The sequence below is a fragment of the Adlercreutzia sp. ZJ154 genome (assembly GCF_011039055.1).
Lineage (GTDB): Bacteria > Actinomycetota > Coriobacteriia > Coriobacteriales > Eggerthellaceae > Adlercreutzia_A.
The window spans coordinates 20,465-34,153 of the sequence record NZ_JAAKEF010000011.1 but is presented as its reverse complement, the minus strand read 5'-3'; the positions used below and the strand labels follow the sequence as shown (position 1 = coordinate 34,153).

The window sequence follows — 13,689 nt, the reverse complement described above, 5'->3', positions numbered from 1 at the left end:
TGAAGCGCGGGCGAGCTGAAGAAGCAGCTCACTACAATTCTCTTATCGAACACCTATTTGCCGCCGGACGCGAGGGCGATGTTCTTAAAGCCTCTAAAGACCCGGCTTATCGCGAACGGCTTTTTGCCGAGTTTAATATATAGAATAATTTATCAACATAGACTAAAAACTGTACTGAACAAAATGAAAAACTCTCGTCTAAAGCAAACATCAACAGATTAGAGAGTGTCGGACACAGTCGGAGTAGACGACTCGCAAAAGCTGCAAAGTATAGGCAATCAACGTTTTATGGGCTTAGTGAGTAGTTTCGCAGCACATCAGTGCGGTTTGCACTCAATCAGATTGCGCTCAATCAGATTGCACGCAATTAGATCCATGAGTCTATTTTTTTCTCAAAAATGGTCAAAACTTCCAGCTTTCCATGGTCGTAGCGCCACATAGCTAACTTGAAATATGGAGAACACTGGGCAAACAGAAAATTCGACACCTTTCTGATGCCTTAGTAGGCACAATTTCGCATTCAGAACCATGGAAAGTCGGAAGTTTTGACCATTTTTCTAACTTTTTTGAACTAGGAAGCTTCAACCTACTTTGCATTTGTATTTCTGCGGCGGTAAAGCAAAACTGCAGTAGCACTTGCAAGTGCAGCTATACCAACTAGACCTGTAGCAATAGGCGCATTTAGATCTCCTGTTTTGGCAAGAGACTGCAGGCGGTGAACCCCTCTTGGTGCTTTAGAGCTTATAGGTCCAAAGGTTATAACTACATCGTGGTTTTTATCAATGTTAGATATGGTGTATGAGCTACCTGTTGTAACAGGTATATTTACTCCGTTGTCTTCAATAGATACAACTCTATATCCTGTCTCTATTGTGTAGTTTACAGAGTAGTTAGCACCTGCTTTTACTTGTACAGATAGTGTTTCATCTGTATTGGACGTACCTGATATCATGCCACCTTTTCCTTTAGCTTTAGCGGTTATAGTGTATGTATCGTTTTGTAGCGCGCCACCACCGCCACCCTTAGGAGCAAACTTTACATCCACCTCTATCAGATCTGTTGCACGAGACTTTAAGTAATCGGATGTAATTACATATACTTTGTCGTCTGCTCCTGCCGCAGATGCAGCATATGCTTTCTCTATTCCAAGAAGGCTAGATAAACTACGCTTGCTATTTATAGCTTGCGACCGCATCTTATAAGAAGCATCTCTTTGCTTGGTGTTTCTGTTTTGCACTTCTTCAGCAGCCGCTATATCTGCATCAGTTGCCGCCTTTAACGTACTAATGTCTATTTCTTGCCCATCAATTTTCAAAGATACAAGTTTACTTCCGCTTTCCGGTTGTATGACTATAGGCAAATCGTTCTTTTGCTTCCATTGGAACTTGCCACTTGGAACAACTGCACCTTTACCCTCTAAGCTTGTTTCTGTATCAATGTCTGTCTCAACTTTGATGTCCATATCTTTTGCGGGAGTAAACTCACCGGATATGGTATGTGTATCTTGCGGGCTATGAAAGACAATCGAGCCTGTAATTGGATCTAGCGTAAAGCTATCACCGGGCATGCCTGTGTCTTTGTCTATAAATGCGTACTCCCCTGTAGTTGCATCGTATGTAATACCTGCTTGCGCCATTGCCGCCGGGTCATCTTTTATCTCATATTCATCATCTAGAATAACTGTGCCATCAACTACAACTTTATCTAGCACTTCATGTGCGTCCCCCGAATCGAAGTAGCTGTTTTCATCTTTGTTGCTGGGCTTTACAGTAGCTGTCTCATCAGGACCAATTGGCTTTGCGTCATCTGGCGGTGTTGGCTTGCCTGGCTTTTTGAACGCAAAACTAACGACTGTGTCTTTTTGTACATTTGTAATGGTAAGAGTGTTTTCCTTAGTTACCCAACTAGTTACATCTGTTTGAGGCGTACCGGCGCCATATGAAAGAATGGCGCTATCTAGCACATAGTCGTCCTTAGGCTCTATAACAAGCACTACCTCGTTTCCTTTAGCAACATGTACTGAAGATACCCACTGTGTGTTTGTTTGCCCAAAACCAACACGGGCATGCTCTTTGTTGTAGTTGGCAGATACTGTGAAGTATTTTGTAGGCTCGCCTGAACCAAATGCAAAGCTAACCGCTATTGTCATGTCTTTGTTAAAAGAAGGAATAGTGTAGGTGTCGCCTTCTACCTTAAACTCTTCATTGTTTATGGTGACGCAATCAACCTTACAGCCCTGTGCCGGCGCAAAGTACAGTGTTAGGGGCTTGTTTTCCTCTAAAGTGTATGAGCCGTATTGTTTGCCAACCTCAAATACAAGCGTTTTTCCTGCCTCTACCCTAGTTGCAGGAATCTTTTCTCCTACATAGGTATCTCCATGAGGAACATCTCCTAAAGCTGCACCTGACGTAAGTGTTAGCGTGGAAGCCTCTCCTGTATCTGCTTGTTTAAACTCAACACTAAATACAACTCTAGATGCCCTGCCATCCTCGTTGAAGTTGCTTGGGAAAGTATATGAATTGCCACTATATGTGCCATATGGGGCAGGAGCATCTGTATCACTTGCATGCGGAATTACATACTCTGTGCCGCTCACGATTAGCGACACTTTGTCCACTTCATATCCAGAATATGCCTCAAATAAAAACTCTGGACAAGAACCATATGCAAAGGTTGCACCCTCTGTATCAATCTGTCCGCCTGCACTTGCACGCGTCTCTACACTAAATGCACGCTTTTCATCTTCTGGAGAAAGCACTTTGGAAAGTGCGAAAGAGCCTATCTCGCCTGTAGTGTTTGTGCCTGTAAGTTTGAATGTAATTCCCTCTTCTGTAATTGATACATCTGTAATACCTAGACTTGCTGCTGCATCTTTGTCAGCTAGGGTTATAACATTCCACTTGCCCTTAGCATCTAGCGCCATCAATCGATAATCAGCAACAGAAGCTGCATCAAAGCCCGCAAGAGATGAAGTGTTTAGCTTAACTAGTATGTCTTGTTTGTAGGCATCGTGTCCCTCATCTATTCCTGTAAGTGCTACCTGCCATACACCCTCTATGCTAAGTTTTCCGTTTGATGCACTTTCAAATGCAGCATATACAGGAGATGTTTTATCCATAGCGCTGCTAGCTAGTACAGCTCCCCTATAGATTGCACCTGTAACACCTGTGTCTGTGTCCACCCCATCAATTTCAGCTGTTGGACCACCCGCTACCATCCAAGTGTAGTTTTTACCTTCAATATCGTCATAGAAAGGACCTACTCTATAGCCTTCCTCACGCACAACAACAAAGGGCTTATCTTCATTTTGTTTTGCAATGTTTCCGGAACTGTCTTTTACCTCTAGCCAATACCAATAGGTTTTACCTTCCTCTAAGTTGTCGTTTTGAGGAAAGTGTTTGCATGTGGCAGTGTTTGTGTCGCTATTAAATGTGATGGTGTCACTAGATGAAGATACAACTTTGCTTGTCGTATAAGCAGCACTATAGTCTGCACTTTCTAGTGCTTGCGCCACCCTCCAAGTTGCACTTAGACCACTTGCATCTTCACTACTTATACCCACCACATACATCTCAATTGCGCTGCCTGATGTATATTCTTTCTCAAACATAGAAAACTGTGGGTCTGCTATAGAAAAGCCATCTTTTTGCCCTATTAGATAGATACTGCTTTCGAATTGTCCGGAAGTGTCAAAGTCTTTGTCCTCATAGTGTATTTTTGTATCCGCAAAAGCTGATGCAAAAGACAGCGACACAATAAGAGCTACTGCCAAAAGACATGCAATTAGCTTATCTATGTATGTGCGAATAGTGCTTCCCATGGCTTAATCCTTTATCCCCTTATGTGCCCTTAATTTAGAACCTTTATGTTTACTTTTGCTCCAGCTTGCCCTATTTCTTCTTCTGTTTCTGGATCAAGTGCGTGGAATAGTGCTGTGCAATCGTAGGTACCTGCAGGAAGGTCAACATCTAAGGTATCGTTTTGAATGTGATGATTTGGCTCTATAATGCCCGATTTGTATATGACTTCGCCTGTATCATCGCGCGTAATATCTACCTGCATTAGATATCTGTTTCCCGGAACATTTTCTATCCGAAGCGGTCCCTCAGATGCGCCGTCTTTAAACTCAGTTTCACTAGCGATAGATATGTTGAACATACCCTCTTCAACTTTGCGGTCAAGCTCGGCTCGTATTTCTTCTTCCGACTTGCCTTCAATCTGCCCTATAAGTGCGTTTGTATCACGCGTACTAGGCTGCTGATCACTCCACCAGAAATATCCAAACACACACGCTGCAACAATAGCTAGTACTGCTATAACAATAGCGATATAGAAAGCAGCTCCGCGTTTGCGCTTGTTTTTAGACGCGGAATTGTTTGCAGGATTTGCCTGCGCATTAGTTTGCGGGTTTGTATAAGAGCCATTGTCTATACCGCTATTGGTATGCATTTGTGCATTGTTTTGTGTATTTGGGTTATCCTGTGTCATGTCTGTCCTTTTTAGGGTAGATGGGTGGAGCCGCCGCTCCATCAAGGTTTGGCGGCTCCCCGAGGTATAAGGCTTTATGCCTTATTAGTTGCTTTCTGGTCCCTACGCTCGATTAAGCATTATCGATCGATATGGTGTAGGTTAGGGTTACTGCATGTGTTGAGTTGACAGCGTCAAAACCTTTTTTATCAGTGCCGTCATAGAGTTCCTGGCTAGGTACTGCTACGCCAGACATATTAAGATTCAAAGTTTCCCCAGCAGCAATATCGAAAAGACCCTCAGTAAGAGTAACTGTAGGATCTTTCAAAGTGATAGATGTGCTCATAGCATCAGTCTTCATAGCCAGATATATCTGTGAATTAGTCTCGGGGTATTTTGAAGCAGTCGCAGGAACAGTCAGGGTGTTATCAGCTAGCTCAAACTTATTGGCTGCTTCTGGCGCAACAGATTCAATCTTTACCGCCTTTGTTCCGCTATTTGTGATGGCATATTTAGAAGCGCTAGGAGCAATCAAATTGCCACCTTTTTGTGCTACAGAAAGCGGAAGGTCTACAGGAACCGTAACACTAATCTGATTTTCAGTTGTTGGTGCAGCGATACCATTTACAAGAACCTTTGTATTAGCATTATTGATAGTGTCCTTACCTTCATAGTCTGGCGGTGTTACTGCAAACGCAGGCATAGCACATCCCAGCGCCAGCGTGGTAGACAGTGCAACTGCTCCAAATAACTTACTTGTCTTCATGGTCTTTCCTCCTTGTTTTGTTCATGACCATTTCTTAACTTTTTTATATCCAAGGGCTCCCATGCCCTTTGATACCTTGATGTCCGTTAAGGGAGATGCCGGAATGCTCAGTCGCTCTGCAGTCCTCGCTCGGCAGAAATGCTCACAGAACATTTCTGTTCGCTGCCAAACTCGCTTTGTGAGCAAACCGATATCTCCCTTAACTACCTTGCCTTTCTTGCTGTTCATAAAAATGTTTCACGTGAAACATTTTTTGCATGAGTGGTTCCTAGTTCAGTACGTTCAGTGTTACTTTTGCTGCAGCTTGTCCCACTTCTTCTAAAGTGTCTTGATCTATCGCGTGGAAAGTTGCTGTAGCTTGGTAAGTTCCTGCATCTAAATCTTTAGAAAGCGCTATATCTTTGATGTAGGAATCGGGCTTTAGCCCACCTGATTCATAGACTTTCTCGCCAGTGTCATCTAGCGTTATGTCTACCTGCATCACATATGGGTTACCGGGCACGTTTTCAATGTACGCAGTACCGGGTGCCGCGCCGTCTTCAAACTCAATCACAGAAGCAATGGAAATGTTGAACATGCCCTCTTCTACTTTGCGGTTAAGTTCTTCTTGTATTTCTTCTTCTGTTTTGTATGGGGCTTGACCAATTATGGAATTAGCATCGTAGAAGTTATCTTTGCTGCAAAACGCTAGACAAAGAGCAACTATTATTCCTATTGCAACCACAAGCGCAACCAAAACAATAACAATTGTTTTGCCAGTGTTAGATTTCTTTTGCTGCTGTACTGGCATTTGCATGTTTGGTCTTTTAGCTTGCTGCTTAGGCGGCTTCATATGAACTTTGTTGTCTTGCATCGTTTGCCTTTCTTTTGTCTTGCATTCCCGATAACTTCTTTATTCAGAAGGTGCCACGCACCAGCGAATTGTTGCTAATGGTTTATCGCCTGTGTTGTAAGTGCCATCTGTTGGTTCGCCAAACTCGGTCTTCCATGCGTCAGCGTTTTGCCAGCTAGCTCCATTTGACATAAGCGACAGCGACCAATACTTCGTAGCGTCTTTTCCAAGAGATCCAACTAATAATTTGTAGTTGGGTGTGGAAGGTTCGTTATACAGAAGCGGCAATGCGCTTTTTACTCCAGAGTCGTTAAAGCTGAAATATGCTTTGTCGCGATTAGTTTCATCATTGAACAACCACGAACCCGTTTCCCCAGCTAGAGCATAGGCGCTAAAGTCAATGGGCACTACAGTCTCCGATTTAACCTCTAGCGATACAGGAATCGAATTGCCTGTTTCTATATTGAAGGCAAGAGACTTATCTGTTGGAATTGTGCACTTCAGACGAAGTGTCCAGACCGCATAAAGGGAAACTTCTGCGCCTTCTTGGTCGGCTAGGGCACCTACTGTAGCTCCTGCACCATATTCTGCTGTGGTAGCGTCTTTAGTCTTAGACCAGCCAGCAAGAATGTAGCCTTCCTTTTTGCAGTTTTCGTTCTCTTCGTTATAAAGCGTTACTTGACCTGCGCCACTTGTTACCGTCTGAGTAGTAAGCTGCGTATCCCCATCAAAGTATTTGATTGTGTATGTGTAGCCATTTGGCTCGTAGTAAAGGTTAAATACGTTTTGTGCCGCATCTACTCCGATAGTTAGTGTTTCAGGAGTACCGCTAGCAAAGCTGTATCCCTCTATTTCTGCTTTAACACTGTCAAGAGTAATAGTCGTGTTATACTCTGCCGATTTAGTATCAGAGTCTTTTACCTTCTCAGCCGGCGTGCTGTCTTTTAAGTAGTAATTAACCGTGTAGTTATAGCTTGCTTTTGCACAAGTTGCCGTAATGGTAATGTTTTCTGTTGTGCCTGTAGGAATTGTGGCTGTATAAGTATTGTTTTCGCCTTTGGCAATTCCCACATTATTGTTCGAGCAAGACCAAGTTACTTTAGTTATATCGTATCCCGTGCTAGCCTCAACCGTTAAGGTAACTGATTGCGAATCGCTTTCACTGTAGGTATAGCTAGTAGGGTTAGCTGTAAGTGTTTGTACGCCTTCCCCGACTTCTGTATTAATGGTGTATGTGTTGGCGCGCCATTCAGCTGTAAATGTATTAGTTGGAGCGTTGCGCGTCCATTTGGAAAGCGTATATCCAGTGCGCGTAGGTGCAGGAAGCGTAACGTTTGCGCTAACAACCATCGTGTAGTTTTCGCCAGATTGTGTCCAACCTTCGGGAGTGGATGCAAACGATCCGCCAGCAAGAGCCATGGTGATTGTTGTTCCAGTGTCAACTGCAACAGTTTGTGTGCCATCATCGCCTGACTTATAAGTTACGTTGAATTGCTGCACCCACTGAGCAGTAAATGTAGTGCTTGATAGTGCCCAACCATCAAACCTGTAACCCGTGCGCGTAGGTGTTGGCATCTCAATTGAGCCGTCCGTTACATGGCGTGTGTAATTAGAGCCAGATTGAGTCCAGCCAGTAGTTGTGGCTGTGCCACCTTCTAGCTTCATGGTTATCTCTGTGTTGTAATCAAATTCGGCAGCTTTTGTCTTGCCCGACGTGTCAACATACGAAACGCTATATTTATTGATAGTCCAGTGAGCATAGTAGGTTGTATTTGTAGGTGGCAAAGGTTCACTGTTGTTGTTTACCTTATGACCACTGGTGTCTTTAGTAGTCCACCAGCCATCAAAAGTGTAGCCAGTCTTTGTTGGATCAGGCGTTGGACAAATCACTTTAGATGTAGATGAATAAGTTGGCGTTGTATTGGCTACAGTGGTTCCACCTTGAGAATCCCATGTTAAGGTTATGGTGTTGGCTGTCCAGTGGGCATGCCAATTGGAGTTACTTGTCATAAGAGTAGTGGAAAGGTTTTTCGGAACACCTGTCTCATCGATATATTGAGTACCACCAGTTGACGAGCTATAGAAGCCAAGACCTGTGTAGCCTGTGCGCGTTGGCATAGTTACTTTATTTGATGATGTAACTTCATCACTAACTGTACGCCTTGTTGCATCACCTGCCTTATAAAGCTTTGCTTGACCATACTTGTAGTACAGCGTTGTTGGGGTAGTACCATTTCCGTTTTGCTGATTGAGAGTTATCGTGTATACGTTTCCATCCCAGTGGGCATGCCAATTGGAGTTACTTGTCATAAGAGTAGCGGAAAGGTTTTTCGGAACACCTGTCTCATCGATATATTGAGTACCACCAGTTGACGAGCTATAGAAGCCAAGACCTGTGTAGCCTGTGCGCGTTGGCATAGTTACTTTATTTGATGATGTAACTTCATCACTAACTGTACGCCTTGTTGCATCACCTGCCTTATAAAGCTTTGCTTGACCATACTTGTAGTACAGCGTTGTTGGGGTAGTACCATTTCCGTTTTGCTGATTGAGAGTTATCGTGTATACGTTTCCATCCCAGTGGGCATGCCAATTGGAGTTACTTGTCATAAGAGTAGTGGAGAGGTTTTTCGGAACACCTGTCTCATCGATATATTGAGTACCACCAGTTGACGAGCTATAGAAGCCAAGACCTGTGTAGCCTGTGCGCGTTGGCATAGTTACTTTATTTGATGATGTAACTTCATCACTAACTGTACGCTTTGTTGCATCACCTGCCTTATAAAGCTTTGCTTGACCATACTTGTAGTACAGCGTTGTTGGGGTAGTACCATTTCCGTTTTGCTGATTGAGAGTTATCGTGTATACGTTTCCATCCCAGTGGGCATGCCAATTGGAGTTACTTGTCATAAGAGTAGTGGAGAGGTTTTTCGGAACACCTGTCTCATCGATATATTGAGTACCACCAGTTGACGAGCTATAGAAGCCAAGACCTGTGTAGCCTGTGCGCGTTGGCATAGTTACTTTATTTGATGATGTAACTTCATCACTAACTGTACGCCTTGTTGCATCACCTGTCTTATAAAGCTTTGCTTGACCATACTTGTAGTACAGCGTTGTTGGGGTAGTACCATTTCCGTTTTGCTGATTGAGAGTTATCGTGTATACGTTTCCCTCCCAGTGGGCATATAAGGTATGGTCATTTGCATTTGTTACCTTGGTTGTTGTCGTTACTTGGGAGCCACCAGAAGCTGCTGTATACCAACCTGCAAATGTGTAACCTGTGCGTGTTGGAGTGGGAAGTGTTCCGTAAGTCGAATCAAAAGTAACAGTTTTCGACGAAGTGCTAACACTACCGCCATTGGCATCAAAGGTAACTGTAGCTTTTGATGTATCAACTACTTTAATGCCAAGGGTTGATGTTGCGGTAGCAGTCGTATCATTAGTAGCCTTCGTTGGGTCGGTTGTTACGCCAATGTCTTTTCTGGTGTCGATAACTTTAATTCCAAGGGTTGATGTTGCGGTAGCAGTCGTATCATTAGTAGCCTTCGTTGGGTCGGTTGTTACGCCAATGTCTTTTCTGGTGTCGATAACTTTAATTCCAAGGGTTGATGTTGCGGTAGCTGTCGAGTTGTTAGTAGCTACAGGATTATCTGCAAAAGCATTTTGAACACTTGCTATGTTAAAGACAAAGGAGCATACGAGCGCTAGAGCTACTGTAAGCGCCAAAAACGCGCGCCTTCTCCTGTTATGTGTAGTCTGAATGCCAAGCATTATATATGCTCCTTTATTGGCTAATTAGTTTTTTCTGTTGAAATGTTTTGGATAATGTTTACTGCACAACCGAAGCTACTGTTCTAGCTGCCTAATATCTGCCAAGACACAACTTGGCAGATATTAGATTCGATATTTACTAGAAACAGAAAGCAGGATTTATACCGCAACCTGTAAAAGATGGTGCTGAGTTGCAAGATGAACCGCCATTCATATATAGCCAGTAATTCCTATAATGAGGACTTGGAGTACGAAACCAAGAAGATATACTCCCTCCAGCAGCATTGTATAGCTTCCTCGTATTCGAAGATGTAGCGTAGTATTTATAGAATGAATAAATATCACCATCAGGATAAGGCGGACTGGTGAATACCTCCTTATCCCCTAGTAAAAACAATTTATCCCGAGTCGTTTCATAATAAAGTGACTTCGCATATTCGTCGAAAGTAACATCGTCTTTCTTATCGGCATATTTAATTTGGAGGCTGCTTTCTTGGGGTAAAATGGTTCTTTTAGTAACTTCAGCAATACAGGAAACAACATCTTTAGACATACCATTCCAGAACGAACCGCCCTCTGAAAGAACTTGTCGTCGAACTGAACTATTACTCCAACCACAAGCACTGCTATTTTCGGTTGTTATAGGAGTGCCTTCCAAAAAACCAGTTTTAAACATGAAAGTTAGCCCAGCTTTTCCACCTGTTGTAAGATTATCGTGGTTAACACCAAGAATTATTAGGTTATACATAACTCCGTCGTATTTTGTCTTGCACTCATACTTAGTTGGGTCTTTTGCATAATTTGTATACATAGTGTAGTAAAGCGAATTCTCCCCAGCTGCCGATAAATCTAGAGCATGTCCCTTAACATCTGATAGTGAATACACCTTGTTGCTTGTTGTATCTTTAAGATAGAAATCGCTATTTGTAGACCCGGACGCTGCTGGGGTGTAGGTTGAAATAGTGTAAGTAACTTGAGATAGAGGTTTAAACCCCTGATTAGCAACCGATTCATTTATTTTGGCATTTACGGAAGCAACTTCCCAATTATTGGTTAGATTTAAACGATATGTGCAGTTTATTGAACTCTTTTGAGGAATAGCAAGGTTTTGAGAGAACCAGAAATCACCTACAGAAGATGTAATATCAGTGCTTGAAGCTCTAAAGCTGATGGCTCTTTCTGATTGACCGGCAGGATATAGGCTGAATAAATTTTGAGAGGTTACGGCTGTACCGTTGAAATTCCTATCTGCCACGCTCAAAACACCAGTTACAGACGATTCACTGTCGTTGTAATATGCAGTAGAAATACCCGATATCATCACAGGAGATTTCCCATTATTGGTTAATGCAAAATCACTCGTAATTGAGGGTTGAGGGTTAGCAAGATCGTATCCTTCACTGCCACCAAAGGTGACAACTATAGGAAGAGTTAGGCTAATAACATTATTTGCCGCAAGTGGCATAATTTCAGATTCATCTGATTCACCAAAAGATAGCTTCTCTCCACATGCTGGACATTTATATTCCCAATGGTCAAACTGCCCATCTTCACCATTTGCAGCTTCAGATGCCTCATCTATCTGGCAGTTATAAAAACCTTCACCGCATTTTGGACACGTGATGATATCAGATCCGCAATTAGCACCATACTTCTCTTCGTTTTCTACGCATGAATCTGTATGATGTGGGTTAGCGTTGTTGTTTTCCGCTACATCTACAGTTCCGTTAGCTTTACTGATTGGAAGCTCTTCTGCAAATGCCATACCCGGACCCATGGTAAGTGCAAGTGCAAACGCAAGAAGTACTGATGTGATTTTTGTCCTTTTCCGAATCTTGGTCATGGTTGTGTCCTCTTTCCCCCTGCTAGGTGGTATTGCCTATATATCTATTTTGTTTTGCTTGATTGTGTGATTTAGCTAAGGTGTGCCGTTCCGCTTATTACTCCTGCGGCTGCACTTTCATCAATTGGCAGCGTTATAGTTACCTCTACCTTTGATGAGCCGGGTTGCTTACATATAACAGTGTTTGTGGATGTATCTATACTTATGGCTGAGCCATACGAATATGTTGCTTTCGATTTACCGGGAGTAAATAGGTAGCCATCTTCTCCATATAGGTTGGCTTCATCTCCTACTTGTAGGTTTGCTACATCGGCTGATAGCTTTACACCGTATGGAAGTAAGTGGTTGTTTACTACAGGTGTGCCTATGTTCCACTTGTAGTTTTCACTTTCTATATATGGAGTATAGATTTCTGTATTAGTTGTACCCGATAGCGCATCAGGGCTTATGTCTTGTACATCTCCCATTGCTACTATGGTTGTGTTGTTTAGGTTAGCTAGAGCACCTGATGCAATTGTTTGTATGCTTTTTGGAAGCACGAGGATGGTTGGTGCTGTGCCTTTAAAGGCAGCTTCATCTATTGTTGCTGTGCCTTCACTTATACCTATTGAGTTTAGATTGGTGCAGTTTTCAAAAGCATGCTTGCCTATTGTTGTAACGCTTTCAGGAATGCTTATGGCTACTAAGTTTTCGCTATTTGCAAAGCCTTCATCCGCTATGGCAGATACGCTGTATTCTGTACCATCCAGTGCTGCGCTTGCAGGAATGCTTATAGCTGCTGGCATACCTTCGCCTGTCCACCCAACAGATAGCGTATTGTCGGGCAAAAGGGTGTATGTGAATTCGCCTGTTGGCTGCTGATTGACGCTATCTTGCGGTTTTGCCGAGCTTACCGGGATTGTTGGGCTTACCGGGCTTTCGGTGCTAGTAATAACACCCGGCGCTGCTACAATGGTTGTAAGGTCTGCCGTATATATGCAATTGTTCCGCACGGCAAAAGAATCGTTTTCGGTGCTCCCTTGAAAAGAAATGACAGAAAGCTTGGTGCATCGGGAAAGTACGCAAGCAGGGACAGATGTCAAAGATTCAGGGAGCACCATCGATTCCTTACCCTGCGGGACCAAGATAAGGCTGGTTTTGTCGGCGCTGTAAATTGCGCCATCGTAGCTGGCGTAAGTTGCGTTGTTTTGCGCAATGTTTACTGCCTTTGCATTTGGGAAAAGCTGAAAAAATGTTGGGTCTATTTGCGCGACCGTTGCCGGAATGGTTATGGTTTCCACATTTGCGGCTAGGTTTTCTTCGCTAAACAGATTTTCTGTATAAGGGTTGCAGTTTTCGGGCTTATTAGGGACGATAATTTCAGTTACTGTATATAGCTTGCCGCCGTTGGCAACTTGTTCGGGTATTTCAATGCTGAGCGCAGGCTTGTTGGGTGCAGGCTTGCTTTCGGGAGTGCCTGTGGCAATGTCTGCGGCAACATTTGTGGCAACATTTGTGGCAGCGCCAGTAGCAATGCCTGCAGCGATATCTGCTGTAATACCTATAAGCGACACAGCTGCTTCGTCTTCCGCATTAATTGCGTATACAAGCCCGTTGCTTTCTATAGTGCCTTCTGTAGGCATAGCCGTGGCACTTTCGTTGCCACCTAACGATGCGGTGCTTTTGTCGGCAGCGCTGCTAGGCGCGTTCAGGCGCACATCTTCGCTGACATGATTAGCACTTGAGGCGTTTTCCGCTAAAGCGGACGACTGATTTTCGCCGTTTTCCGCAGCATAAGCTAGCCCAGCTGACGGACACATGGCTACAGCCAATGTAAGCGACAAGAAAGCAGACACCGATTTGGTGGGAAATTTTGATAAGCCCACAGCCTTCGGACTTGCGCCCGGCTTGGTGCGTGTGGCTGTTTCGCACACAAAGTTCTGCAATGCTGTTTGCATCCCTATGCCCCTGTTCGACTTTGGTGCGACAACTTAAGTCGAATGCGGAACACGAATGCAACAACTAAAG

7 protein-coding genes are annotated in these 13,689 nt (G+C 43.6%); all 7 read right to left on the bottom strand.

The features are described from left to right. Nucleotides 1-586 precede the first annotated feature (586 nt). Nucleotides 587-3,820, bottom strand: coding sequence for a hypothetical protein (locus G7Y37_RS05670; RefSeq protein ID WP_165062507.1), 3,234 nt, complete (start codon nt 3,818-3,820; stop codon nt 587-589). Nucleotides 3,821-3,849: 29 nt separating this feature from the next. Beyond that, nucleotides 3,850-4,488: a hypothetical protein gene (locus G7Y37_RS05665; RefSeq protein WP_165062506.1), complete on the bottom strand. Its 639-nt coding sequence runs from the start codon at nt 4,486-4,488 to the stop codon at nt 3,850-3,852. 112 nt (nt 4,489-4,600) lie between these two features. Further along, the gene (locus G7Y37_RS05660; RefSeq protein WP_165062505.1) at nt 4,601-5,233 is read right to left on the bottom strand and encodes a hypothetical protein; all 633 of its coding nucleotides are present in this window, start codon (nt 5,231-5,233) and stop codon (nt 4,601-4,603) included. A gap of 268 nt (nt 5,234-5,501) precedes the next feature. Then, nucleotides 5,502-6,086 (bottom strand): hypothetical protein, encoded by a 585-nt coding sequence (locus tag G7Y37_RS05655; protein WP_165062504.1) that lies wholly within the window; start codon nt 6,084-6,086, stop codon nt 5,502-5,504. 39 nt (nt 6,087-6,125) lie between these two features. Then, the gene (locus tag G7Y37_RS05650) at nt 6,126-9,839 is read right to left on the bottom strand and encodes an InlB B-repeat-containing protein (protein WP_165062503.1); all 3,714 of its coding nucleotides are present in this window, start codon (nt 9,837-9,839) and stop codon (nt 6,126-6,128) included. Nucleotides 9,840-9,978: 139 nt separating this feature from the next. Continuing rightward, a complete protein-coding gene (locus tag G7Y37_RS05645) occupies nt 9,979-11,682 on the bottom strand; it encodes a DUF6273 domain-containing protein (protein ID WP_165062502.1) in 1,704 nt (567 codons plus the stop codon). Nucleotides 11,683-11,753: 71 nt separating this feature from the next. Next, nucleotides 11,754-13,619 (bottom strand): leucine-rich repeat domain-containing protein, encoded by a 1,866-nt coding sequence (locus G7Y37_RS05640; RefSeq protein ID WP_165062501.1) that lies wholly within the window; start codon nt 13,617-13,619, stop codon nt 11,754-11,756. Nucleotides 13,620-13,689: the final 70 nt, after the last annotated feature.

What these genes read in the sequence shown, in the direction of transcription:
- G7Y37_RS05670 (WP_165062507.1), bottom strand. Translation starts at nt 3,820, where the DNA reads ATGGGAAGCACTATTCGCACATACATAGATAAGCTAATTGCATGTCTT.
- G7Y37_RS05665 (WP_165062506.1), bottom strand. Translation starts at nt 4,488, where the DNA reads ATGACACAGGATAACCCAAATACACAAAACAATGCACAAATGCATACC.
- G7Y37_RS05660 (WP_165062505.1), bottom strand. Translation starts at nt 5,233, where the DNA reads ATGAAGACAAGTAAGTTATTTGGAGCAGTTGCACTGTCTACCACGCTG.
- G7Y37_RS05655 (WP_165062504.1), bottom strand. Translation starts at nt 6,086, where the DNA reads ATGCAAGACAACAAAGTTCATATGAAGCCGCCTAAGCAGCAAGCTAAA.
- G7Y37_RS05650 (WP_165062503.1), bottom strand. Translation starts at nt 9,839, where the DNA reads ATGCTTGGCATTCAGACTACACATAACAGGAGAAGGCGCGCGTTTTTG.
- G7Y37_RS05645 (WP_165062502.1), bottom strand. Translation starts at nt 11,682, where the DNA reads ATGACCAAGATTCGGAAAAGGACAAAAATCACATCAGTACTTCTTGCG.
- G7Y37_RS05640 (WP_165062501.1), bottom strand. Translation starts at nt 13,619, where the DNA reads ATGCAAACAGCATTGCAGAACTTTGTGTGCGAAACAGCCACACGCACC.